This window comes from Pseudoalteromonas sp. BSi20652 (assembly GCF_000239855.1).
Lineage (GTDB): Bacteria > Pseudomonadota > Gammaproteobacteria > Enterobacterales > Alteromonadaceae > Pseudoalteromonas.
In genome coordinates, this window is record NZ_BADT01000222.1 from 1 (window position 1) to 26844 (window position 26844).

At 38.9% G+C, this 26844-nt stretch carries 19 protein-coding genes and 3 pseudogenes; 14 read left to right on the top strand and 8 right to left on the bottom strand.

Features of this window, described 5'->3' with window-relative positions; all coding sequences use genetic code 11:
- Positions 1-49: 49 nt before the first annotated feature.
- Genes P20652_RS01530 through P20652_RS01510 form a run of 5 tightly spaced genes read right to left on the bottom strand, consistent with a single transcriptional unit; the run spans position 50 to position 3569 of the window.
- A complete protein-coding gene (locus tag P20652_RS01530; RefSeq protein ID WP_008172362.1) occupies positions 50-493 on the bottom strand; it encodes a DUF2069 domain-containing protein in 444 nt (147 codons plus the stop codon).
- A complete protein-coding gene (gene wrbA / locus P20652_RS01525; RefSeq protein WP_008172365.1) occupies positions 490-1044 on the bottom strand; it encodes an NAD(P)H:quinone oxidoreductase in 555 nt (184 codons plus the stop codon). The genes P20652_RS01530 and wrbA overlap by 4 nt, the downstream gene beginning before the upstream one ends.
- Positions 1044-1391, bottom strand: coding sequence for an arsenate reductase (glutaredoxin) (gene arsC, locus P20652_RS01520; protein WP_008172367.1), 348 nt, complete (start codon positions 1389-1391; stop codon positions 1044-1046). Before arsC ends, wrbA begins: the two co-directional genes overlap by 1 nt.
- A gap of 53 nt (positions 1392-1444) precedes the next feature.
- Complete coding sequence (locus tag P20652_RS01515) at positions 1445-2902, bottom strand: M48 family metalloprotease (RefSeq protein ID WP_008172369.1); 1458 nt, start codon at positions 2900-2902, stop codon at positions 1445-1447.
- A gap of 1 nt (position 2903) precedes the next feature.
- Positions 2904-3569: a hypothetical protein gene (locus P20652_RS01510; protein WP_008172370.1), complete on the bottom strand. Its 666-nt coding sequence runs from the start codon at positions 3567-3569 to the stop codon at positions 2904-2906.
- 146 nt (positions 3570-3715) lie between these two features.
- Between P20652_RS01510 and P20652_RS01505 the strand changes: the two genes are divergently transcribed.
- From P20652_RS01505 to P20652_RS01460, 11 genes and pseudogenes are all read left to right on the top strand, one after another.
- A complete protein-coding gene (locus tag P20652_RS01505; protein ID WP_008172372.1) occupies positions 3716-3934 on the top strand; it encodes a hypothetical protein in 219 nt (72 codons plus the stop codon).
- Positions 3927-5015 (top strand): AI-2E family transporter, encoded by a 1089-nt coding sequence (locus tag P20652_RS01500; protein ID WP_008172375.1) that lies wholly within the window; start codon positions 3927-3929, stop codon positions 5013-5015. The genes P20652_RS01505 and P20652_RS01500 overlap by 8 nt, the downstream gene beginning before the upstream one ends.
- A gap of 135 nt (positions 5016-5150) precedes the next feature.
- Positions 5151-7406, top strand: coding sequence for an aminotransferase class V-fold PLP-dependent enzyme (locus tag P20652_RS01495; protein WP_008172377.1), 2256 nt, complete (start codon positions 5151-5153; stop codon positions 7404-7406).
- Between the two features lie 400 nt (positions 7407-7806).
- A pseudogene (gene pgi / locus P20652_RS01490) lies at positions 7807-9452 on the top strand (glucose-6-phosphate isomerase).
- 267 nt (positions 9453-9719) lie between these two features.
- A complete protein-coding gene (zwf, locus tag P20652_RS01485) occupies positions 9720-11192 on the top strand; it encodes a glucose-6-phosphate dehydrogenase (protein WP_008172384.1) in 1473 nt (490 codons plus the stop codon).
- A 1-nt stretch (position 11193) separates the two neighbouring features.
- A complete protein-coding gene (gene pgl, locus P20652_RS01480) occupies positions 11194-11904 on the top strand; it encodes a 6-phosphogluconolactonase (protein WP_008172386.1) in 711 nt (236 codons plus the stop codon).
- 335 nt (positions 11905-12239) lie between these two features.
- The gene (locus P20652_RS01475) at positions 12240-12944 is read left to right on the top strand and encodes a SapC family protein (RefSeq protein WP_008172388.1); all 705 of its coding nucleotides are present in this window, start codon (positions 12240-12242) and stop codon (positions 12942-12944) included.
- Between the two features lie 127 nt (positions 12945-13071).
- Positions 13072-14103, top strand: coding sequence for an isoaspartyl peptidase/L-asparaginase family protein (locus tag P20652_RS01470; protein ID WP_008172390.1), 1032 nt, complete (start codon positions 13072-13074; stop codon positions 14101-14103).
- Positions 14104-14324: 221 nt separating this feature from the next.
- Positions 14325-18210, top strand: a pseudogene (hrpA, locus tag P20652_RS19175) (ATP-dependent RNA helicase HrpA).
- Between the two features lie 75 nt (positions 18211-18285).
- The gene (locus P20652_RS01465) at positions 18286-18666 is read left to right on the top strand and encodes a PleD family two-component system response regulator (RefSeq protein ID WP_008172397.1); all 381 of its coding nucleotides are present in this window, start codon (positions 18286-18288) and stop codon (positions 18664-18666) included.
- 8 nt (positions 18667-18674) lie between these two features.
- The gene (locus tag P20652_RS01460) at positions 18675-18971 is read left to right on the top strand and encodes a PilZ domain-containing protein (protein WP_033018117.1); all 297 of its coding nucleotides are present in this window, start codon (positions 18675-18677) and stop codon (positions 18969-18971) included.
- Positions 18972-18989: 18 nt separating this feature from the next.
- Here P20652_RS01460 and P20652_RS01455 read toward each other — a convergent pair whose 3' ends face one another.
- Positions 18990-20180: a class I SAM-dependent methyltransferase gene (locus P20652_RS01455; protein WP_008172401.1), complete on the bottom strand. Its 1191-nt coding sequence runs from the start codon at positions 20178-20180 to the stop codon at positions 18990-18992.
- A gap of 64 nt (positions 20181-20244) precedes the next feature.
- Here P20652_RS01455 and P20652_RS01450 point away from each other — a divergent pair, with 64 nt between their 5' ends.
- Entirely contained in the window at positions 20245-20976 is a 732-nt protein-coding gene (locus P20652_RS01450; RefSeq protein WP_008172403.1) for an HD domain-containing protein, read from the top strand.
- 1 nt (position 20977) lies between these two features.
- The gene (locus P20652_RS01445; RefSeq protein WP_008172405.1) at positions 20978-21442 is read left to right on the top strand and encodes a VOC family protein; all 465 of its coding nucleotides are present in this window, start codon (positions 20978-20980) and stop codon (positions 21440-21442) included.
- On the opposite strand, the gene P20652_RS01440 is transcribed toward P20652_RS01445, so the two are convergent.
- The gene (locus P20652_RS01440; protein WP_008172407.1) at positions 21414-22406 is read right to left on the bottom strand and encodes a two-component system response regulator; all 993 of its coding nucleotides are present in this window, start codon (positions 22404-22406) and stop codon (positions 21414-21416) included. The genes P20652_RS01445 and P20652_RS01440 overlap by 29 nt on opposite strands.
- A 10-nt stretch (positions 22407-22416) precedes the next feature.
- Positions 22417-25737 (bottom strand): MHYT domain-containing protein, encoded by a 3321-nt coding sequence (locus P20652_RS01435; protein WP_008172409.1) that lies wholly within the window; start codon positions 25735-25737, stop codon positions 22417-22419.
- A gap of 380 nt (positions 25738-26117) precedes the next feature.
- Between P20652_RS01435 and P20652_RS19180 the strand changes: the two are divergent.
- A pseudogene (locus P20652_RS19180) lies at positions 26118-26806 on the top strand (M48 family metallopeptidase).
- The last annotated feature ends 38 nt before the right edge of the window (positions 26807-26844 follow it).

Consider the following 26844-nt stretch of genomic DNA (forward strand, 5'->3'; position numbering starts at 1 on the left):
TTTTTATTATTGGCTCGTTATGAGTAACCTAATCGGTTAGATATGGTATTTATTTACCATACTCATTTGCTGCTTTTTCTTCGGCTAGGTCTTCTTTAAGCTTACGGATTTTTAAACCCAGCTCTTGTCCGCGATGTCTTGCGTAGTAGGTACACCCAACAAACATTGAGGAGGCAAACAGTAACTCTAGTAATACCCAAATTAACTCATCAGGTGCTGCCCAAAGCATGGTTAAACCATGTATAAAGTATAGCATTACAATAAAGTTAGCCCATGCATAAGTGTATGTACTGTCTTTAATTATGCCCCTTAGCGGCAGTAGTAACGGAATAATTGGCACAAATAGAGACACTAAGCTTGCATTACCGTCTAAAGGTGGCACAAAATACATCCACAGTGGAATAAGAACAAGTAAACCTACATAGCCAAATAGTGCGGCACGCTGAAATTTTACTGTAATCGACTTTTTAGCTGGGTTTTCAGCTGTATTCATTTAAGTTTTCTCGCAATGTGAGTTAGGCGTTTACCAACGCTTTGGCATATTTTAATTTCTTCTTTGCTTAACTGTGAACTGTTACTACTCCCAGCAACATGCGTTGCACCATATGGCGTTCCACCTGTTTGTGTTGCAAGCAGTTCGGGCACATCGTACGGCACGCCCATTAGCATCATGCCGTGGTGCAATAGTGGCAGAGATAAGTTAAGTAAGGTTGCTTCATTACCGCCATGCATACTGCTTGATGATGAAAATACACAGGCTGGTTTATCTATTAATTGGCCTTTTAACCATAACTCGCTGGTAGTTTCCCAAAATGCTTTTGCTTGAGAAGCCATCATGCCAAATCGAGTAGGTGTACCAAATGCAAGTCCATCGCAATTTATTAAATCATCTTTGGTTATTACAATATCGTGCGCATTTTTAGCCACAAAAGTGCGAAGCAGTGCAGTAGAACCTTGTTGTTCTATCGACTCGGCTATTTCGTGTGCCATCGCTTCAACGGAGCCATGGCTTGAATGGTAAAGCACCACAATGGTTGCACTCATTATAAAACGCTTAGTACGTTTTCTGGAGGACGACCAATGGCTGCTTTATTGTTGCTAACAACAATAGGGCGTTCAATTAACTTTGGATTTTGTACCATGGCGTCTATTAATGCCGATTCGCTGAGTTCATTTTTTAAATCGAGTTCTTTATAGGCATCTTCTTTTGTACGCATTAATTCACGTACTGATGAAAAGCCAAGTTGATCTACAAGTGTTGTAATTTGATGGTGAGTAAGTGGTGTTTTTAAATACTCTACAATGTTTGGCTCTATAGTTTTACTTTGCAATAACGCTAACGTTTCGCGCGATTTAGAACAACGTGGATTGTGGTAAATAGTAACAGACATAAAATGCTTCCAAAGTGTGAATTGCGTCTATTTTAGGGCAAGCGCTTGCAGACTTAAAGTCTTGCAAGCTCTTTTTGTAAACGTCGATATTGGGTAAGTAGTGCTTTTAAACGCTGTTGCTTTATAAGCTCTGTTTGTTCTACGAAATTAAGGGCTTTTTGGATTTCATCAGCAGCTTTTAGGTATGCCCCAAATTGCGCTAATACATCAGCGTTAGCTTCGTGGTAAGCGGCGAGTTTATCTTGCTTTTTATACGCATCGGCAAGAAGTTGTTTACCTAAGTTATGATCTGGCTTTTCGAGTAAAAAGCTCTTTAGAATATTTTCAGCAAGTTCATACTGCTCAGCTTCAAGTGCAGCGTTGGCGTAGTTAAGTGTAATGACCTGATTGTTAGGGCGATATTGATTCAGATTAGCCAAAAATTTAACGGCTTCATCCGCTTTTTTTTGCGCGATAAGTAAATCGGTATGGGTATCTATGTAAAACAAGTTTTTAGGATCGTTTTTTAAAAGCTCGTCTAATATTGGCGCTGCTTCATCGAGTTTGTCTTGATCAAGCAAGCTAATAGCTAAGCCGTACTTTAATGCAGTATTGTTGTAGCTATTTTCGCGCAGTAATTTTCTAAATAGGTCTTCTGCATTTTCTGGCTTATTGTCGTAGCGGGCAAGTACTCGACTTTTTGCTAAATTAAATTCAAGGCTCGCATTAATATGACGCACAGGAAATTGCTCTGCACGTAAACGTACATCTGATACGCGGCTTTCAGGTAGTGGATGTGTTAGTAAAAATGCGGGTGGCTTATATTTATAGCGAATTTGTGCTGCAAGTTTAGTTAAAAATTCACTCGATGCACGGGCATCAAACCCTGCATTATTAAGTGTTTGCATGCCCATTCGGTCAGCTTCTTGCTCTGCGGAGCGGCTATGCGTTAGCTGGCTAAATGCAGATTGCGTTTGGCTTGCTGATATAATAGCAATGCCAGCGTCGGGTACAACAATTGTTGCGAGTATACCTGCAATCATACCAGCGATGGTCATTGCGCTGTTGTCTTGCTGTTGCTGTATTCTTCGCGCTAAATGGCGCTGTGTTACATGGGCTATCTCGTGGCCGAGTACAGAGGCAAACTGGCTCTCGTTATCGGCTTGAGCTATTAACCCTGTATGCACACCTACATGCCCACCATAAAATGCAAACGCGTTTATTTCTGAGTTATTGATCCAAAAAAACGAAAACGGGAAGCGTACATCGTTAGCACTAGCGACAAGTTTACGGCCAATAGTCGTTAGGTATTCATCAAGTACAGGGTCGTTTATTACTGGTGATGAGCCCCGAATTTGCATCATCACGACTTCGCCAATAGCCTGTTCTTTTTCAAGTGGTAGCGCTTGTAATGCAGACGTTCCTAAATCGGGTAGAGTAAAGTTAGTTTGCGCTTTTAAAGGTTCGCTTACTAATAAGCTAAACGTAAGCGCTGCACTGCATAAAGTTATAAATGCTGATTTTAGCTGCATTTTATTCCTTGTTTATTGGTTCGCCAATTGCAATTTTAGCAATGTCTATTTCGTCACTACTTGCACGGCTGTCTTTTTCGCACAATTGATATAGTTCTTTTATTGTGACTCCATCAAGCTTTACAACGTTCAATTCCCGCTGCAAAAAAGTAATAATTTTATGTACAACTTTATGTGCATGTAAAATAATGGCTTTATCAGCTTTATCACCTCGGTCAAAGTAAAAGCCAATAAACTTATGTAATTGGTTTATTCTGATCAAGTTTTTCATTGAATGTGGATCCCACACTCTAAACTCCATAAAGCGATTATCTTTTATGTATTGGTCAACAATAACATCTTTAGCATAAGGCTGTGCCCACAGCTCAAACCCTCTGTCGGTGAACACTTGGTGCAACGCAATACGTGGCTTATTTTTGGTGTGTATTTCACCGAAGTTATCTTCAAAGCCGTCTAATAAGTCTAAGTTCCAATTACGTTTATCAATAAGTTGTTTAACAGCATTATCGAATCCATGATCTAAAATTCCCTCTGATTCGCTTATTGATGAGGCAACAAGGTGATAAAAAGGCGGTAGTTCGCCCCAATTTATCTGTTTTTTAAACCAATTAATCTCTTTGAGAGTTGGATTACTTGGTAGATGCGCTTTATTATGCGTACCAGACATTAACTTACCCTTACTACTAACTGTGGTATAAGGATAAACTATTGCAGGAATTGTTTTAAGAAAAAGTTACTGCTGTTTGAGTATATAAATATACTGACCGTAAATATGCGACTTATTATTCATCTTACCATGCGGATAAAGCAGTTATGTTAGAACGCGATTTAAATGAGTTCAAATGTCCTCAGCAATTTGTGCAGTTTAAACTTGCGCTTAAAAATGCGCAGTTATCAAAGCAGCGCATTACTTTTGTAATAAATAAAAGTGCGGATGCGAACGATATTGAACGTTTTTTACAAAAAAATGATTATAGTTACAATTTTAATAAACAACGTGGGTTGTTATTAGTGGAGCCATTACATGTTTGAATATGTAAAAACATGGTACGAAAGGAAGTTTTCGGATCCTCATTCGTCCACCTTATTATTTTTATTATTGGCATCTGTTGCCTTACTTTACTTTTTTGGTTCGTTAATTGTGCCCGTACTTGTGGCATTAGTTATTGCCTATTTACTTGATTGGCCAGTCGTTCATTTAGAGCGTGTTGGTTTAAAGCGTTTTAGTGCAACGATTATTGTAATGTTGATATTTATTAGCATTATGCTCACCCTTATTTTGGTCATTGGGCCAGTGCTTTGGAAGCAAACCAGTAACTTAGTGCAAGAAACACCGCATATGTTAGAGCAGGGGAAATCTTATTTAATTGGTTTACCCGAGCAATACCCAAGTTTGATTAGTATTGAACAAGTACAGGCTATTGTTGCAACGGTAGAAGCTAAAATTATTGAGCTTGGTCAAGCTGTATTATCATTTTCACTTACGTCTTTAAAAGATGTTGTCGCATGGCTTATATATTTGGTACTTGTGCCGTTACTGGTGTTTTTTATGCTTAAAGATAAGCTTGAGCTAACGGGCAGCATAGCCAAGCTAATTCCGCAGCAACGACGTTTAATTTTGCAAGTGTGGCACGAGATGAACCAACAAATTATGAATTACATTCGCGGTAAAGTGTTTGAAATTTTAATTGTTGGTGGTGTGTCATTTATTGCATTTACTGTTTTAGATTTACGCTACGCCGCATTACTTGGCGTACTTGTTGGTTTGTCAGTATTAATTCCATTTATTGGCGCCGCACTGGTCACTATTCCGGTAGCGGCAGTTGCGCTGTTCCAATTTGGGGTAGAAACACAGTTTTGGACTATTTTAATTATTTACGGAATTATTCAGGCGCTAGATGGTAACGTACTTGTACCTTTACTGTTTTCTGAGGCGGTTGATTTGAATCCGGTGTTTATAATTGTCGCGGTATTATTTTTTGGCGGCTTGTGGGGTTTTTGGGGGGTATTTTTTGCAATCCCTCTGGCATCTCTCGTAAAAGCGCTAATAACAGCATGGTCGTCAACGCATGAAGAGATCAGTAAAGTGATCAGTAATGAGCTCAATGAATAGTTAAGTAAACAGACATTTAGTTTAAAAAAGCATAGTAAACGCACCTCTAGTGCTAATTGATTATTACTTATTACCTGTAAATTTATGTACTATTGGTAATAAGATATATCTTTTAGTAATAAGGTGCGTTTTTTAATGTCTGAGTTTTTATTGCACGATGAGCCAGTAAAACAAGTTTACCTTGATGCAAACGCAACGACCCCTGTGTTGCCTTGTATTACTGATGTTGTTTCTCATACCATGCAAATATGCTTTGGTAATCCTTCAAGCCCGCACATCACAGGTATTCAAGCCAAGCACCTATTAGAGCAAACACGTCAAAAGGCACGCACGGTTATTGGTGCAACTAATGGCGATATTCTATTTACCTCTGGCGCAACAGAGGGTATTCAAACTGCGGTGGTTTCTACATTAATTAATGCTAAAAAGCAGTCTATTAAAAACCCTGTATTGTTATATGGCGCAACTGAGCATAAAGCGGTGCCAAATACACTTAAGCACTGGAATAGCGTACTTGATGTTAATGCCGAAGTGCTTGCTATTCCAGTTGATAGTAACGGTATTTTAGATCTAGATTTTATAGCCGAGCATATTAATAACGCTTTGATGATTTGCACCATGGCCGTTAATAACGAAACCGGTGTGTATCAAGATCTATTTGCTATTGAGCAGGTAATTCGTATCCGCAATAAAAATGTATCGTGGATGGTGGATTGCGTGCAAGCGCTCGGCAAACAAGCGCTCGCGCTCAGTAATACAACAATAGATTACGCCCCTTTTTCAGGACACAAACTTTATGCACCTAAAGGTATTGGTTTTTTATATATTCGAAGTGGCAGTGCGTACACTCCTTTTATAGCGGGTGGCGGTCAAGAAAGTGGCATGCGCTCAGGCACCGAAAATCTACCCGGTATTGCAGGTTTAAATAAGTTATTTAGTATGTTGCTTGATAAATCAGACGACACGTTTAAATCGACGGGTGTACTCAACTCTTATCGCAGCCAGTTACAAAGCGCGATAAAAGACACCTTTGGTGATATTACATTTAATCATGATTTTTTTTATAGCGTGCCTACCACACTTAACTTTGCTGTTAACGATTTAACGAGCAAAGAAGTGATTGATTTATTTGACGCTGCAGGCATTCGCGTAAGTGGTGGCTCGGCTTGTAGTACAGGCGCATCAACAAGTTTTGTTTTAGATGCAATGGGTGCAAGTAAGTGGCAAAGCGAAAACGCAATTAGGCTATCGTTTGGACCTGCGGCAACACAACACGATATTGATGATGCTTGTGTGCGTATTCGCGCTCTTAAAGCAATACTACAGGCAAACTGTTTAATCGTATCTGATAGCACTACGCCACAACAAGAAGTGTGTGCACTGGGCCTTACTCAATTTAGGCACCAAGGAGCATGTAGTTGGCTTTATGTAAGCGATGATAAACATGCAGTTATAATAGACCCGATTATTGAGCTTATTCCTCGTTTTGAAAAAATAGCCAACACACAAAACTTAACTATTTCAGCGGTGCTTAATACTCATCTGCATCAAGAACGAGAGTCAGCGACTAATTTACTAACCAGCGTTCTTGCATCAAGAGTTGTAAAAGGTGAGGTTGATGCTTTAGGTTGGCCACTAAATGCAGAACGTATTAGCTTAGCAAATGACGTACTTGAAAAAGTTGCTACACCTGGGCACAGCAAAGATAGCGTAAGCTATTTATTGAAAAACAGTAATGGCGAAACACGTTATTGTTTTTGTGGTGATTTAGTTCTGCCTGCAGGGCTTGGCAATACGTCCCTTATGGGAGGGGATGCAAAAGCTATGGCACGCTCTATTTTAGCAATAAGCGAGCAACTAAATAACACCAGTATTATTTGCTCAGGGCACGACTACCAACAATGTTTTGCCATGAACTGGGCTATACAGCAAAGCCAAACGCCATTACTCAATACGTTAGTAAGCGGCAGTATTTCAGTTGATGAATTTGTAATGCAAAAGCAGCAGTACGACGCTTTAAAGCAAATAAATAACACGCAATTGTGTGGTTATGTAAATGCGTTACCTGAGGTTGATACACAGCAATTAAATTTTGATGACGCTAAAGCAATGCTGAACACCAGCGATGTATATTTAATAGATACCCGGGAGCCGTATGAGCATGGAGCAAATAATGTTGCTCAGTTATTTAATACGCTAGATGAAAAAACATTAAATATACCGCTTAGTAGAATGGCAAATGCGGTATTTGAAGGGCAGTTAAATAAAGATAATAAGTATATTTTAATGTGCCGCAGTGGTAACCGCTCAAAAATTGCTGCGAGTAATTTAATGCAACTAGGATATAAAACGGTTTATAACCTAAGTGGCGGGTTAGCGCTTAGTAATTAAATAAAGATTGTAATTTATACAAAATCGGCTTTGGGGCCGATTTTTTGTTTTCTAGGTTTATTTGTTTGCAAGATAAACAGGCTCTGGTAATTAGTGAATAACTATAAAAAGTAATTATCGCGCTTATGAAAATTCATGAATATTTCATTTTGATTGATTAAGCTATGCCTTTACCTTTAAAATTATGGGTAAATTAATTTATAAAATTTTTATGATACCGGTGTCAAAAGCTAAAAATTGCGTTATCATCGGCATCTAAAATTATAAAAAACAGCACTTTTTTTACATTATTAGTTATACTGTTAGTATTTTTTTAAGTATAAAAACGCGGTATCAAGAGTCTTGCTTTTAGAAAAAGCATTTTATAATCAATTGATTGAACGAATTAGAGGGTACTTACATGTCTAACCGAACGCAATTAGCAAGTTGGCAAGCATTAGCGCAAGATGCTGCAAAGATGAAAAAAACACATCTTAAAACGTTATTTGCTCAAGATGACACACGCTTTTCTCAGTTTTCGACTCAGATCCCAGGCGTGTTATTTGACTACTCTAAACAACTTATTGATAACGAGGTTTTGCTAACTTAGTGTCGCTTGCTAAAGAATCCGATATTGCATCGTGGCGCGATAAAATGTTTAGCGGAGAAAAAATAAATTTTACTGAAAATCGCTCAGTACTGCATACGGCACTTCGTAATCGCGCTCACACTCCATTAATCGTTGATGGCGAAAATGTTACACAAGCCGTAGATAACGAATTAGCTAAAATTAAAGTGTTTGTAGAAAAAGTGCGCAGCGGCAAATGGTTAGGCTATACCGGTAAAGCGGTAAAAGATGTTGTAAGTATTGGTGTTGGCGGTTCTAACCTTGGTCCACAAATGGCAACTGAGGCATTAAAAGCACTTGCCGATGATACGTTAAATGTTCATTACGTATCTAATGCTGACGGTGTACAGATTTCATCTATATTGAAAGTCATTGATCCTGAAACAACATTATTTGTTATTTCGTCAAAAACATTTACTACGTCAGAAACCATGACAAATGCTAAAACAGCGGTTGATTGGTTTTTACAAACAACAAAAGATGAAAGTACAATTGCAAAGCATTTTGTTGCAGTCAGTACAAATTTAGAAAAAACTGCAGCCTTTGGCATTAGCGACGAAAACGTATTCACTATGTGGGATTGGGTTGGCGGTCGTTTTTCACTTTGGAGTGCGATAGGCTTACCCATTGCTTTATATTTGGGCTATGACGCCTTTGAAGCGATTTTAGAAGGTGCGTTTGAAATAGACGAGCACTTTAAATCTGCGCCGTTTGAGCAAAATATACCCCTAATTATGGCATTGCTTAGTGTATGGAATACGAGCTTTTTAGGCTACACAGCGCAAGCTATATTACCGTACGACCAAGCGCTGCATATGTTGCCTGCGTATTTACAGCAAGGCGAAATGGAGAGTAACGGTAAGCATGTTAACTTTGCTGGCGAAACGGTACCTTATACTACGGTTCCAATTATTTGGGGCATGACGGGTATTAACGGTCAGCACGCATTTTATCAGTGTTTACACCAAGGTAATGTAATTGTACCTGCAGATTTTATTGCATCAGTTAAACCACAAGTGAATATTGATAAACATCACGATATTTTATTATCAAACTTCTTTGCACAAACAGAAGCGATGATGAGTGGTGTAGATGCGGCGCAAGTTACTGCTGATTTAACCGCTAAGGGTAAATCGCAAGCAGAGATTGATGAGTTATTAAATCATAAAATACATCAAGGCAATCGTCCTACAACGTCTATGTTATTAGATACGGTCGATGCTAAAACAGTGGGTCGTTTAATCGCACTGTATGAGCATAAGATATTTTGCCAAGGCATTATTTTAGAAATATGTTCGTTTGATCAGTGGGGTGTCGAGCTGGGCAAAGGTTTAGCATCTAAGATTGAGAGTGAACTCACTGATGAAAGTGTGAAACACGCACATGATAGTTCTACAAACGGCTTAATGGCGTACTACAAAAAAAATCGTACGCAGTAAAAAATTCGCTTACGCAAGTAAGTAAACCGAGTACCTTTGAACGGGTAGCGCTGGAGTTCTTAGGGTCTGTATTTTTGTGAGAGGAGATACAGGGCCCCTAAGGCTCATTTAATAAGCGTAATGAAAAAAATAATAATAAATCATCGATAAAGAACAATTCAGCAGGCTTTTATTTAAATACAGCTATAAGAGCCATCTATCTAGCAATAAATAGGCATACCCGCGCATTTATAAAATGTACTGGGTATCACAACGTAGAGAGTAACTATGCTTAATCCTTTTGATATTATAATTTTTGGGGGCGGTGGTGATCTTGCGTTACGCAAGTTGTTACCTGCAATGTACAGAGCATATCAAGAAGGTAACTTACCTGAAGGCTCACGTATCTTACCAACAGTCCGCGAAGAAGCCAAACGTAGTGAATACGTAGAAACAGCGCATAAAGCATTACAAGAATTTTTAAGCAAAGGCGAATTTAACGCTAAAGATTGGAAGGCATTCTCTACATTTTTAGTACCTGTAGTAAGTAATGTAACTGAAGCAGATGACAATTGGGATGTGCTAAAAGGTATTTTAGATGAGCACGACAGTACTAAGTCTCGCGTGTTTTATTTATCGCTTCCGCCTGCTGTTTATGGCACATGTTGTGAAATATTATCGACTAAAGGTTTAATTACACCTACATCACGCGTTGTTGTTGAAAAGCCAATTGGTTATTGCGGCGAATCTGCTGAAGCAATTAATGGAAAAATTGCAGAGTTTTTTAATGAAGAGCAAATTTTCCGTATTGACCATTACCTAGGTAAAGAAACAGTACAAAACTTAATGGCGCTACGTTTTTCAAACTCATTGTTTGAAAATATGTGGGATGCTAAATCAATAGATAACATCCAGATCAGCTTATCAGAAACTGTTGGTCTTGAGAGTCGTGCTGGTTTTTACGATAAAGCCGGTGCACTTCGTGATATGGTTCAAAATCATTTGCTACAACTTTTATGTTTAGTTGCAATGGAATCGCCAAATAAACTTAATGCAAATAGTATCCGTAACGAAAAATTAAAAGTATTAGAAGCACTGCGCCCACTTGTTGAGGGTGATGTTGATGAAAATATAGTTCGCGGTCAATACGTACCGGGAGACATGAATGGGAAAATTGTACCTGGTTATCTTGAAGAACTAAAAGAAGGCTCTAGCAAAACAGAGACATTTGTTGCTATTCGCGCGCACATTGATAATTGGCGTTGGGCGGGTGTACCATTTTATCTTCGTACGGGTAAACGTATGGCTAAGCGCTGTGCGGAAATTGTGGTTGAATACAAAAAAGTATCTCACAATATCTACGAAGATAATGTGGGTAATATTGAGCCAAACCGTCTTGTTATTCGTTTGCAGCCAGAGGAAACCATTCAATTAACACTGATGTCTAAGCGTCTTGATAACCTGCAAATGCAACTTGAACCAGTGACAATGAATATTGAGCTTTCACAAGCTTACAGCAATGGTTTTCACTCAGATGCGTATAAGCGTTTAATGCTTGATGCCGCTGCTGATAACCCGTCGTTATTTATTCACCGTGATGAAGTTCGTCAAGCGTGGAAGTGGATTGATCCAATCATTGATCGCTGGCAAGACAAAGGTAAGCCTGCGCTATATCGAGCTGGTAGTTGGGGACCGGATGATGCTGATGAATTACTAGCTGAGAATAACCACGTGTGGTTTAACACCGGCGATAAGGCATAAAATGGCAACCATAATTGAAAAGTTTTTTGACGATAAAAATGCGTTAACTGCGGAATTATCTGCAACACTTGAGCAATCACTGCGTGATGGTATTAAAAATGATGGCCGTGCTGTATTAATGGTATCGGGTGGTTCGTCGCCAGCGCCTGCTTATAAGCATTTATCAACGCTCGATTTAGACTGGCAACATGTTGATGTTGCAATGGTTGATGAGCGTTGGGTTGAGCCAAACCATGAAAAAAGTAACGAAGCATTTATTAAAAGTACATTGTTACAAAACCATGGTGCTGCTGCTAATTTTATTACGATGAAAAACGATGCTGATACAGCACTGCAAGGTGCTAGTGACTGCGAAAATGCATTTGGAGAATTAAAGCGTCCGTTCGATGTAACAATTTTAGGAATGGGCCCTGATGGGCATACTGCATCGTTGTTTCCTAATGCCGAAGGTTTGGATAATGGTTTAACAAGTGACAACCTTGTGTGTGCTATTAATGCAATACAAAGTGATGTTACAGGAAGTATCACTGAGCGTATGAGCTTGACTTTAAATGCTATTGCGCAATCTAAAGTGGTTAAGCTTTTAATTAGCGGTGACGAAAAACTCGCTGTTTATAAGCAAGCAAAAGCGGGAGGCGATGTTAATGACATGCCACTACGCGCTGTGCTTAATCACCCAAGTATCAATATTGAAGTATATTGGGCACCTTAATTTAGACGCTAATTTAACTTTTAAAGGCCGCTTATATAAGCGGCCTTTTTTATTTGCTCAAATTTAAGCCTAAACACTTTAAAAAATAACCTTGAACTGTTAACCAATGTTAATGAAGAACGTTAACTTGTATTAAAATCAACCATTAAGTGTGTTGTTTTTGAACAAAACTTATGAGTTTAAGTTGTATGTTTTTTAGCAACGTTCAGATTTAGTTAAATTTTATTTTTTCATGGTCGTTGTCATAAAAGTTTCCCTTCCTTTTTTAGCTCAAAAGCATTAGCCTAAAGGTATTAACAATGAAACACATAAATTAAAATAAACGGAGCAGTAACATGGCGGAGCAACAAGTACAGCCTTTACACAACGAAAAACATGCCAACATTAAAATTCAAAACGGCATCAATGTAGAATTCATGAAAACTCAACATTTAGTGCCAGTAGTTGCACATGAATTTTCACGTGTAGCAAACGAGTTTCCAATGTCATTCGTTAAAAATAACGAAACCGGCACTTTTCAAGCAGTTGCTATGTTTGGCTTAGAGCCAGGCGAAAACCTTTTTGTAGAAGATGGTAAATGGACTGCAGCATTTGCACCTATGGCATCTACTCGTTACCCATTAGGCTTAGTTAAACACCCAGATCAAGATCAATACGGTATCGTAATTGACGAAGCAAGTGCGCTTGTTGGTGAAGATGAAGGTAATGCATTATTTGAAAACGGCGAAGAGACAGATTACCTAAAACGTCGTAAAGAAGCGCTTGTATCTTTCATTGAGTTTTCTCAAGTAACAGAAGCGTTCACTAAATTCCTTGCTGATAAAGAGCTACTAATTGCGCAGACGCTAACAGTAGATATTAAAGGCGAGAAAAAAGACATCAACGGTATTTATCTTATCGATGAGAAAAAGCTAAACGAGTTAAGCGATGCTGACTTCCTTGAGCTTCGCAAACGTGGTTATTTAGCACCAATTTATTCTTTCTTAACGTCTACTCATCAAGTAGCACGTTTAGCGCGTTTAAAAGCTAAACAAGCTTAATTACAAACACGTTAAATTTTAAAAAGCGCCCTAAGGCGCTTTTTTTATGCCATTAAACTCACTTTAGTTGAAATTAAGCTCGCAACCATTCACATTAGTTTATAACTTCCCCATAAACGAATTTATTATGAAAACACCCTTATTAGCAATTTTTGCGAGCAGCCTTTTTGCTTTAAGTAATAGCGCATTCGCTGCAGAGACTCCTTTTGCCATTGCGATTCATGGTGGGGCAGGGACCATCGAAAAAGCACGCTTTACACCCGCTCAAGAAAAAGAGTACCGCGCTAAATTAACCGAGGCGGTAGAGACCGGCTATAAAGTATTGCGCCAAGGCGGTGAAAGTTTAGATGCGGTAACAGCTGCAATTACAGTATTAGAGCAATCGCCTTATTTTAATGCAGGACGTGGTGCGGTATATACTTACGATGGTGGGCATGAGCTTGATGCATCTATAATGGATGGTCGAAACCGGCAGGCAGGCGCTGTTGCGGGCGTAAAGCATATTGAGAGCCCGATTAAATTAGCGCGTTTGGTCATGGATAACTCCGTACACGTAATGCTCAGTGGGCAAGGCGCTGAGGAGTTTGCTAAAGAGCAAGGTGTTGAGCTTATCGAAAATAACTTATTTGATACCGAGCCTCGTTATAAAGCACTTTTAAAAGCAAAGCAAAAATTAGATAAAGCCAAAGCAACCAGTAAAGAGTACCAAGCCGCGCACAAAGCATTACCTAACTCTTATAAAATGGGTACGGTTGGCGCTGTGGCGCTTGATAAAAACGGTAACTTAGCGGCAGGTACATCAACAGGTGGTATGACGGCAAAACGTTATGGCCGTGTAGGTGACGCGCCGGTAATTGGTGCAGGAACATTTGCTGAGAATGAATCGTGTGCAGTATCGGCAACAGGGCACGGTGAATATTTTATTCGCTATAACGTAGCGAGCGATATTTGTGCGCGTGTTAAGTACCAAGGTAAAACCATAGCTGAAGCTGGAGATGAAGTTATAAACGGTGTGCTTAAGCCAATTGGTGGCACTGGCGGCGTAATCATTATTGATACCAAGGGTAATATTAGCTTACCGTTTAATACCTCTGGTATGTATCGCGCGAGTAAATCGAACACACAAGCGACTTATGTGGGAATTTTTAATGACGAATAAGTAAAAGTAATTTAATTAACCTGAGCTCTGTGGCCTATTACAAGTGAATTCAAACCTGTTAGCGCTAAAAAACTGCTTGGGATAAATTTATTATCCAGAGTTCAGGTTAATAGCAGCGTTTATATAACAAACAACGACCTGTTATGCATTTTGTAGGATTAACCCCGGCCATTTAATTTGATACAATTACGGCTCTTTAACTAATTTTATAAGGTATGCGGGTGGTAAACCTAGGTCAGTTGTTTGGCGAGCTAAAAACGTGCTTGAAAAAAGATCAATTCATTTTCAAAAAACGCTTACATGGCGTAAAAAAAATAACCGATGAAAACAAGCATGCCAACGCGCTTGAAAAAATAGCGGCTGATATAACCCGTAGCCAAGAACTGCGAGATAAACGCTTAGCGGGCCTTCCTAAAGTAACTTACCCTGAGCAATTGCCAGTAAGTCAAAAAAAGGAATTAATTAAAGACGCCATTGCAAATAACCAAGTGGTTATTATTGCCGGTGAAACGGGTTCAGGTAAAACAACTCAAATACCTAAAATGTGTTTAGAGCTTGGTCGTGGTGTTGATGGCTTAATTGGCCACACGCAACCACGCCGATTAGCTGCGCGAACCGTGGCTAATCGTATTGCTGAAGAAATGAAGTGTGAACTTGGTCAGCAAGTCGGTTTTAAAATTCGTTTTAGCGATCAGATTTCTAATAATACTTACGTTAAACTTATGACCGACGGTATTTTACTAGCAGAGATTCAGCAAGACCGATTTTTAAATCAATACGACACCATCATTATAGATGAAGCGCATGAGCGTAGTTTAAACATCGACTTTATTTTAGGTTACTTAAAAAACCTACTTCCAAAACGCCCTGATTTAAAAATAATCATTACGTCTGCAACCATCGATCCTGAGCGTTTTTCAAAGCACTTTGATGATGCGCCCATTATAGAAGTATCGGGCCGTACTTTCCCTGTTGATGTACGTTACAACCCAACGGCCGATATTAATAAAGATGATATGGAAGCGGAGGGCGATCAGCTACAAGGTATTTTTGATGCCGTTGATGAGCTGTGCGCTGAAGGCCCAGGCGACATACTCATATTTTTAAATGGTGAGCGTGAAATACGCGATACCGCAGATGCACTTAGCAAGCGTAATTTAAAAAACACCGATGTATTGCCACTTTACTCGCGTTTGTCTAACGCAGAGCAAAACCGTATATTTGCGCCGCATTCTCGTCGTCATATTATTTTATCGACTAACGTAGCCGAAACGTCATTAACCGTGCCGGGTATCCGTTATGTAATAGACCCAGGTACTGCGCGTATAAGCCGCTACAGTTATCGTACAAAAGTTCAGCGTTTGCCAATAGAACCTATATCGCAAGCAAGTGCTAATCAGCGTATGGGTCGTTGTGGACGTGTTGAAGCGGGTATTTGTATTCGCTTGTACTCTGAGGATGATTTTTTATCGCGCCCAGAGTTTACCGACCCTGAAATACTGCGTACTAATCTTGCGTCTGTTATTTTGCAAATGCTGGCACTCGGGCTTGGTGATATGGCGCAATTTCCGTTTGTGCAAGCGCCAGATAGCCGTAATATAAGTGATGGTTTATCGTTATTAGAAGAACTACAAGCAGTAAAACCAGATAAGCGTGATAGTAAAACGAGTTTAACCGCTTCAGGTAGAGAGCTCAGCCGATTACCGGTTGACCCTCGTTTAGCTAAAATGGTGCTTACAGCTCACAAACTTGGCGCATTGCGTGAAGTGATTGTTATTGTGGCGGCGCTTTCTATTCAAGACCCACGCGAACGCCCTCAAGAAAAGCGTGCTGCAGCCAATGAAAAACACGGTCGTTTTGATGACCCTGATTCAGACTTTATCGCTTTTTAAATTTATGGAATTACCTAGAAGAGCAGCAAAGCGAGCTGACTAACGGCCAGTTTAGAAAGCTGTGTCAAAAAGATTTCCTAGCCTATATGCGCCTGCGTGAATGGCAAGATATTGTTTATCAAATAAGTACTGTGTGTAACGAAATGGGCATGAAAGCAACCAGCCAAGCGGCTGACAGCGAACTTGTTCACAAAGCGTTACTGAGCGGAATGCTGAGCCACATTGGCTTTAAAGATGAGAAGCAAATATACAAAGGTGCACGTAATAGTCAGTTTCATATTTTCCGGGTTCAGGTTTATTTAAAAAGAGTCCTAAATGGATCATGTCAGCGGAGCTGGTAGAGACCAGTAAATTATATGCCCGCACAAATGCAAAAATAGACATTAACTGGGTAGAACCATTAGCGCAGCATTTAGTAAAACGTAGCTACACAGAGCCACACTGGGAGAAAAAACCAGGTGCGGTAATCGCGTTTGAGCAGCAAACTTTGTACGGACTACTCGTTGTAAATAAACGCCGCTGTGTTTATAGCAATATTGACCCTAAAGTGAGCCGTGAGCTTTTTGTACGCACGGCTCTAGTTGAGCAAGAGCTGGGCTTAAATGAGAGTTTTTTAGCGTTTAACCGTGAGCTAATAGAAGATATTCAAGTACTGGAAAATAAGTCGCGTCGCCGTGATATTTTAGTTGATGAGCAAACGTTATTTGAGTTTTACGATAAAAAAATACCCAAAGAAATTAATAACCGCGCTGCATTTTTAAAATGGTATAAAACACAAAAACAACAAAATAAGCATTACTTACACATGACTCGTGAAGAGTTAATGCAACACGGCGCAAGTAATATCACTGAGTTTGATTACCCAGACACATGGCAGCAAGACAATATTATATTGCCGCTTGCTTATCATTTTGATCCCGGACAAGCGGTTGATGGTGTTGCGGTACAAATACCGGTAGCGCTGTTGAATCAAGTACAAGAAAGTGGTTTTGACTGGCACATACCTGCATTTAGACATGAGCTAATAAGTGGGCTTATTAAGTCATTGCCTAAATCGCTTCGCCGTAATTTTGTGCCAGCACCAAATTATGCTGATGCAGTACTTGCAGCTATTGAGCCAATGCAGGGGAGCTTAATTGATGCTTTAGCTACGCGTTTATTAAGAATGACAGGTGTGAGAGTTGATGTGGAGGCGTGGGATTTAACCGCGCTTGCACCGCATTTACGATTGCAGTTTGAAGTACGTGATGAACACGATAAGTTACTTGCTCGTGGACTTGATTTAGCCAAACTTAAAGCAGAGCTGCAAGGTGAAGTAACTGAAACACTGTCTAAAGTTGCCGATAAAGGCATTGAAAAGTCAGACCTAACACAATGGGATTTTGGTGAGCTGCCAGCTTCATATGTTAAAAAACAAGGTCAATACGAAATAAAAGCATACCCTGCGCTGGTGGATAAAAAATCAGCCGCTGCAGTAGAACTTTTTGATAGCGAAGCAAAAGCGCAGCAAGCGCATCAACAAGGTTTGCGCCGTTTAGTGTTATTAAATGTGCCGTCGCCAATTAAGTACTTACAACAAAACTTACCGAATAAAGCAAAACTGGGTTTGTACTTTAATCCGTTTGGTAAAATAGCTGATTTAATTGATGACTGTATTGCCGCAGGTGTTGATAGCTTATTAGTAAAGCACGGCGATATTCGCGATGAAAAAGCATTTGAAACAGTAAAAGAGCAAATACGTGGTGAGCTCGGTGATGCCGTTGTATCTATTGCAACGCAGGTTGAGCAAGTATTAAGTATTGCTCACGCGCTGCATAAAAAAATGAAAGGGCGCGTTGATTTAACCATGATAACTGCGCATGGCGATATAAAATCACAGCTTGAGTCACTTATATTTAAAGGCTTTGTGAGCGCGCATGGCGCAGATAAAATAACGGATTTAATTCGTTATTTAAAAGCGATTCAAAAACGTTTAGAGAAGCTGCCTGTGGATCCAAATCGTGATAGGTTATGCGTACTAGAGCTGGATAAAGTTGCTCAAGAGTACAAAAAAGTAGTTAATAAAACACCTAAAGGCTTGCCTATTCCACAAGAAGTAACCGCTATTTTTTGGATGCAACAAGAGCTTAGAGTGTCGCTATTTGCTCAAACACTAGGAACGCCTTACCCAATTTCAGCTAAGCGGGTACTTAATGCGATAAAAGAGATAGAATAAAACTTGCATTTTCTATTAAGCTTAGTACCTTAATAGAAGGATTTATTTTTGTTTTGAAAAGGAAGAGACATAGTTATGTCCTCATCGATTGAACATACAACAAAGCGACTTTTAGTGGTAGACGACGAGTATTTTAATTTTGAAATGCTCGAGGCAGCACTTACCACGAAGTTTGATGTTAGCTATGCGGATTCAGGGCAAAGCTGCCTAGCATCTGCAATAGCTAACCCGCCCGATATAATTTTGCTTGATGTTTGTATGCCAGGGCTCAATGGTTATGACACATGTAGAATGCTCAAACATACCCCTGAGACAAAAAATATTCCTGTTGTTATGGTATCGGGCCTAGAGTCTCCATCTGAAAAGCAAGCGGGGTTTGATGCTGGTTGCAATGCATATGTTGTAAAACCATTTTCAGTGGGTGCATTATTAGAAGAAATTAAAACGGTTGTTTAGAGGGTATTATGTTCACAGATGACAAACGAAATTTTAGGCGTATGCAGGTAAATGCCACTGCAAATTTAACGACTATAGAGCCTGTAGCGGGTTTAAATTATACGGCAGAATGTGTTGATTTAAGTGCGACGGGGTTGTCGTTGCATTTAGATGACTTGCTTGAGCTAAACACTATTTTATCTGTTGATATAGCGTCTACTCATCCAAGTATTGCCCCTTTAAAAGCGACGGCAAAAGTAATACGTGCCAGCAAAGAAGATGATGGCACTATAACCGCTGGGCTTGAAATCATTCAGTTTAACTAGTTAACCTGAATGATTACATTAAAAAACCTTACAGATTAAGCCTTTTAAATAAAAGCCTTCAGGGTAACTGCCAGCAATAGGGTGGTCGGCTGCTTGATTTAAACGCTCCATTATAAGCAAGTCTTTGCCTGCATCAAGTGCGGCATCAGCGACTACTTTTTGAAACAAATTTTGTTCCATTAAACCAGAGCATGAAAACGTTAATAGTGTCCCACCTGGTTTTAGTATTTGCATGGCAATCATATTAATATCTTTATAACCACGGCACGCACCCGTTAACTGTGCTTTGTTATCTGCAAACTTTGGTGGATCCATAACAATGGTATCAAACTGCCTGCCTTCGTCGCGATATTGGCGTAGTAACTTAAATACATCCTGCTTAACAAAGCTCACTTTGTTTAAATCTAAGTTATTATGTTCAACATTACGCTTTGCTGTATCTAAAGCGGGTTGCGATACATCTACGTTAGTAACATGCTCACATCCACCACGGAGGGCGTACAACGAAAATGTACCTGTATAACTAAAACAGTTAAGTACCGTTTTACCCTTTGAAAAGCGCTCAAGTGCAGCACGGCTATCGCGCTGGTCTAAATAAAAGCCCGTTTTATGTCCATCAATTATATCGACTTCAATTTTAAAACCGTTTTCATCAATAAGTACAGGTTGTGTTGGCTCATTACCCCAAAGAACACCTTTAATTGGCTCCAAACCTTCTTTTGTGCGTACTTCTACATCTGAGCGCTCGTATATGCTAGAACCTGGAAAAATAGACATCAACGCGCCAACAATTTCGCCTTTATGGCGCTCTGCACCCGCACTTAGTAGCTGACACACTAATACATTATCAAACTTATCGATGGTAACACCGGGTAAGTAATCTGATTCAGCAGCACATAATCGAAACCCTGTTAATCCACCTTCTTCTATTACTTGGCTACGTGCTTCTAATGAGCGGCGTAAACGGCGTTCAAAAAAGTGTTGATCGATGACTTCTTTTTCATCAAAGCTCCAAACACGCGCACGAATTTGTGAGTGAGGGCTGTATGCGGCAGTTGCTAAAAATTTACCTTCACTGTCGTGAATCGTAACTGTGTCGCCTAATCCTGGTTTACCTTTAATTTTTTTGATGGCTTTTGAAAATAACCAAGGGTGTTTTCTTTTTAATGATTTATCGCGACCAGCTTGTAGGTAAACGGCAGATGACATAAGGCTTCTCTGTAGTAATAAATAAGCGCTGTATTTTAGTCAAGCAGCGAGCAACATACAATGAATGTTTTGCAAGGGGGGCATAAACCACGGTAAAGTACGGGTAATTCATTCATTCATTAGCTTTTGGAACCTAATAGTGCCTGACGCCGTTTTAAGCCCCGATTTAAAAATACTTAATTCACAATGTAGAGAATTTATAAGCTCTTTAGTGCATGCCGATGTCGCTCACGATATTACCCACATAGAGCGCGTGGTGCGCGTTGCAATACAGTTATGTAATGCGGAGCAGGCAAACATGTCAGTCGTATTACCTGCAGCGTGGATGCACGACTGTGTGGCGGTGGCTAAAAATCATCCTGATCGTGCGAAAGCCTCTACCATGGCTGCAGATAAAGCATTGAAGTTTTTAAAATCTATTAACTATGATGAATCACTCTTTGATGAGATTCATCATGCAATTGCAGCACATAGCTTCAGCGCAAATATAAAAATTAAAACAGTTGAAGCGCAAATAGTACAAGATGCTGACAGAATGGATGCATTGGGCGCTATTGGGGTGAGTCGCTGCATGAAAGTAGGCGGATCAATTTCTCGGCTATTATATAACCCAGAAGACCCATTTTGTATTGAACGCGAGGCTGATGATAAAACATACACGCTTGATCACTTCTTCATAAAGTTATTACATATTGCCGATAGTATGAATACGCCATCTGCTAAAGCAGAAGCGAATAGACGTACAAGGTATATGCATGACTTCCTAGAGCAATTAAAGTCAGAAATAGGTGAGTAACGTGAACAATACAAGCATACCTAAATTATCTGGGATTGATCATTGCCATTTAAATGTTGATAACTTGGTTGATGCCGTTAAGTGGTATGAGCGTGTTTTAGGCTTTAGTGTAGTACCCGAGCTTGCCTTTTGGGATGAGGACGGACGAGGGCCTTTAACACTTGAAGATATCAGTTCAACAACTCGTTTAGCACTTTTTGAAGGTGAGGGGCGTAGTAAAGGGATTGCATTTTTGGCCTCAGGGGATCAATTTATTCAATGGCGTAATCATCTTGAGGGTTTTAATATAAAAGTAGTTTTAGCAGATCATGGTGTAACGTTTTCTATGTACTTTAAGGATGAAAGCGATAACAGTCATGAGATTACGTCACATGACTATAGCTTTATTAAAAGTATTTATAACGATGTTAAACTTGGGTCGCACAGTACTAAAAAAATTAGTTTTCTTGATTTGCATTTTTTATAGCAAGAATATCGTCTAATTTACTTACAAAAAGCTCAATGAGAGCAGGATCAAAATGAGCTCCGGCTTGATCTTGCATATGCAGGATTGTTTTCTCTACACTCCATGCCTCTTTATAAGGGCGTTTTGAAGTCAGAGCATCAAATACGTCAGCAACGGCAACAATTCTACCTTCAATTGATATTTCTTCGCCTTTGATCCCATTAGGATAGCCTGAGCCATCCCATTTTTCGTGGTGCTCAATCGCGAGTTTATGGGCAAGTTGCAACAAAGGAGATGAAGAATTGGCTAGAATTTTCGCACCTATAACAGCATGCTCTTTCATATACGTAAATTCTTCACTTGTTAATCGCCCAGGCTTTAACAAAATAGCATCGGGAATGCCTATTTTACCTACATCATGCATAGGAGCTGCTTGGCGTAATAATTCTGCCTGATGCTCGGGCATACCCAATGCTAATGCAAGCACTTTACTGTATTGACTCATACGTACTATATGCTCACCAGTGTCGGTATCTTTATATTCTGCGGCACGCCCTAAACGCTGTACTAAATCAATATGTGCTTGCTTTAGCTGCTCAGCTTGTACTAAAGAAAGATGTGTTTTAACTCTAGCTCTGACAATTGCAGGGCTAATTGGTTTTGTAATATAATCAACTGCGCCCAGCTCAAAGCCTTTAAATTCATCACTTTCATCACCTAAAGCGGTCACAAAAATAATAGGAATATGAGATGTTCTTGGATTGCTTTTTACTAATTGACACACTTCAAAGCCATTCATATCAGGCATCATAATATCGAGTAAAATTAGTTGCGGAAGATCTTTTTCAAGTAAAGCGAGCGCTGCATCACCTGATTTAGCAAATGACATTCGATATTGATTACCTAACACTTCTCGCATTACTTTTAGATTTGCTGGCTCATCGTCAACAATTAATACACGTGGCCTATCGGCATAAAAATCCATTAATTAATACTCATTCATGTGTTAATTTTTCAAGTAAGGTGCTTAGTTTTACTTCTGCGGTATCGAAATCAAACTCATCAAATGCATCTGCTATTTCAGTTATATTATTTTTAAATTGCGAAGTAGTACGACGCTGTAATTGAGTGAGAAACTCATCGTTTAATTCAGCGTTTTTAGCATCTTCATAAAGTTGCTCACAAAGCGCTCTTATTTCATTTATAGATAGTGCGTTAGTATCTTCTGTGGTGTTACTGTCTGAGGCAGTACACTCAATACTTGCTAGTAACTGGGTTATAACACTAAGCTCAATTTTTACGGCGTCTACAACCTCATTAATATTGGCATCAGTTGCTTGTTCTAAACTGGCTAATAGCTTCATTAAAGTACTAAGGCCTAGATTTCCTGCAACACCCTTTAAGGTATGAATTAAGCCATCAAGATTTTTTACATCAGACAACGGTTCATTTAATAGACTATAAAATCGTTTATCACTGTCATTAATAAATTTGGAGATTTGCGTTAACTGTTTGCATTTAGAACCCCATAAAGCTAAGCCCTTTTCAAAATCGATATGCTTAGCATCAGGGTCTGTTTGTGGCATGGCAGCTTCTTTTGCTAAACCAAGCCCAAGCACTTGAGCTATTTCTTGGTTTAGTTGATTTATATCTACAGGCTTATTTGCAAAACCGTTCATACCTGCTTTTTTAGCGGTAAGTTTATCTTGCTGCAATACGCTCGCTGTTAAAGCGATAATAGGTGTGTATTTTAATTGTCTTAGTTTTTCAATTTTGCGTATTTTAATTGTTGCCTCAATCCCATCACATTCAGGCATATGGATATCCATTAAAATAACATCAAAATCTTGCTTTTCAAAAATACTAATCGCTTCAAGTCCATTATTAGCTTTGGTGACACTGTGTTGATCCCGTGAAAGTAACAATGAAAGAAGTTCTGTATTTTGTTCTATATCATCAACAACCAATACTCTAAGCGCTGGTAACTGAGTATGTAGTCCATCAAAATGATCTACTTTAGTTTCATCACCTACCTTAAGTGGTAAAGAAAAGTAGAAACAAGTGCCTTTGCCTTCAGTACTTATAAGATTAATTGTACCGCCCATAAGCTCAACAAGTTGCTTGCTTATGGTTGTACCAAGACCTGTTCCACCAAATCGACGAGTAGTAGTACCATCGGCTTGTTCAAAAGGTTGAAAAACTGCTTGTACACGATTTTTTGCAATACCAATACCTGTATCTTGAACTTCAAAAAATAAATGCTCATTTTGCGTTGTGCTTACAGTGACGGTGACAGAGCCTTTCTCAGTGAATTTAATGGCATTGCCTATAAGGTTGATGAGCACTTGCCTTACTCTATCGGGGTCACCGTAGTAAGCATTATGTACGGATGCTTTGATATCGAGTGTTAAGTAAAGATCTTTCTTTTTGGCTTCAAGCCAAAAAGTTGAAATAATGCTATCTATTACAGGCTTTAAACTAAAGTGGATTGGTTCTATAGTCAGTTTTCCGCGGTCTAGTTTGGCTGAATCAAGAATTTCATTTAGTAAGCGTAACAAAGAGCGTGCAGCATTATTAACAGTAATAAGGTGCTTTTGTTGGTCTTGGTCAAGTGGGGTATCCATTAGTAAATCACTAAAACCAATAATTGAGTTCATAGGGGTGCGTATTTCGTGACTCATATTAGCCATAAAAGACTGCTTAGCAAATGCGGCTTCTTCTGCTTGGAGTTTAGCTTTCTCTAATTCTGCCTCGTATTTTTTTCGCTCAGTAATATCGACTAATACGCCATCTATCCATTGCGGAGTTGGCTGGTCTGAAAAATCAAAACTACCTTGATCCAAAAGCCATACAATTTTACCGTTTCTATGACGAAGACGATATTCAATAGAATATTGTCGTTTTTCGTCAATAGCTAATTTCATGGCATCTAAAATAGGTTGTTGGTCAACTTTTAAAACAAGATCATTAAAACCGATGAAATGCTCAGTAAATTCTTCTGATTTGTAGCCCGTTAGTTCTAATATGCTGGGGCTGATAAATAACATCGTCCAATGCGTATCAAATCTACATCTAAACACGACACCAGGCATGTTATTTATTAGAGAACGATATTTTTGTTCTTTTTCAATTAGGTTACGTTGAAGCTCTCGCTGTTGTGTTAAATCAGTTATGAAACCAACATACAATGGGTTTTGATCTGGTTGATTAACTTCCCCTACACCTAAGCGAATAGGGAACAAGTGGCCATTTTTATGTTTTGCTAATATTTCGCGGTTGACACCAATAACCTTGCTTACATCAATGCCCTTAGCATTTGAAAGATGGCTATCGTGATGCTCTGCGATAGTGTCGTCCATTAACATTTTAATATTCTGGTTTTTTACCTCATTTTCATGCCAACCAAAAATTTGACTCGCTGAATTATTAAAGCTCAAAATAGCGCCTTTATGGTCAATAGTCACAATGCCATCAATAGCGGTGCCTAAAATGGCATTTAAACGAGACTCATCAGCGGATTTTTCTGCAAGTAACATCTTGTATCTAACCATGCCATTAAGAACAGCGAATACACTGGTTATTGCTACAGTCGCAGTGGCAACAGCTATAGCTACAAAGATAAGGCCTGCATTAGCATTAACATCGTCGTATAGTAACGGCGAGGTTGCAACAAAACGCGTTGCCGCCATACCCATATAGTGCATGCCTGCAACGGCCGAACCTAAAATAATAGCGCTAATGAAGCGATTTTGGAAAGCGGTTAAATGTAGACATAATTTTTCAAGATTGAAGCGACAATAAAGAGCAATGAAAGAAAGTACCACTGCAACAACAATTGAGAGCCCAAACATTAAAGGGTCGTAACGTAATAATGGAGCAAGCTCCATTGCTGCCATACCGCTGTAATGCATGGTACCTATGCCAGAGCCTAATAATAAAGAGCAGATAGCTAATACTTTAAGGTTACCATTACTATTTACCAACATCGAGACTGCATATTGACAGGCTAAAAATGCAGGAATAAAAGATAACAATGTAATAGTTGGATCGTACTTAATGTTAGTACATAACGAAAAAGCCAACATACCAATAAAATGCATGCTCCAAATACCTGCTGAAAAAACAGTAGCTCCTGTTATGTTGGCTACACGCTGGTAATGAGGAGATTTAGTCTCTTTTGCTAGATCAATGAGTTTTGTAGTAAAAAAAGCAGCAAATATTGCAATTAAGACAGATATAGATACTAAAACAGGATCGTAAACTCCATTGACAATTAAGCTTGGATCTTGGTCTTTAATGAAAAATGCGGATAACATGAGGGCTTAAAATATAATCTATATTATTTTATTTTAATGTAATTATTTAATAAATAAACTGTTATTTGGCCAAATGCCTTAAAATAAGAACGTTACTATTAGGTTATGCTTATTTTTGAGGATGAAATTTCAAGAATATACTTGGTTTTTAGGTAATACAGGGGTGATGATGTGCGGCTATACCTATCAAAGCGGCCCTAAAAATAGACGATAATAAAAGTAAATGCAACTCGCCGATACGAAGTGAACTGCTGGGGGATTCAATTGGTGGTAAGTCATTGGAAAAGCAAAAGAGCAGTTACAAAGCACATTGGATTACAAATCGTTATTGATACGATATTATTGCTTTAGCAAACAAAATTTATTTATGAGACGTTATTGTGTTTGAGTATTTGCTTAAAAAAAGCGCCCGACGAAAAACAGTTGCAATTAAAGTACATAACCAAAAAGTGACTGTATACGCACCTAATTATGTGGCAAAAAAACAAATTGAAAGATGGTTACATGAAAAAAAACGTGGATCGAGGCACAGTTACTAAAGCAACTTAACACGGTTGATACTAAACAATATCCTTTTGAAAGCGGTCAGATACGCCTTTTTTCAGAGGTGGTTAATCTACAGTTTAAAGAAGGGTGTGATTCTGTAGTAAAAAAATGTTCAGATAATAGTTTATTAATTACGGTATCTGCGCGTGTTAAGCATCAACAACAAAAATATCAAAAATTATTAGAGGCGTATTTAAAAGATAAATTAACTGATTATATAGAAATGCAGCTAGCTTATTTTTGTGAGCAAATGGGCGAAAAATTACCGACTAATTTAAATATAAGTATTTATAAACGTAAGTGGGGAAGTTGTAATAGTAAACGTGAGCTGACCTTTAATCTTAATCTTATTGGCGCGCCTCATTACATAATAGATTATGTAATAGTTCACGAATTAGCACATTTACGATATTTGAATCACAGTAAAGCATTTTGGCAACGAGTTGAAACGTTTTATCCTGGGTATAAACATGCATCACAATGGTTGAAAGAAAACGGAAGTAGCTTACAGTGGTTATTCTAAAGGGATTAAATAAATTACTAAGAAGGAAAAGTGGTGGA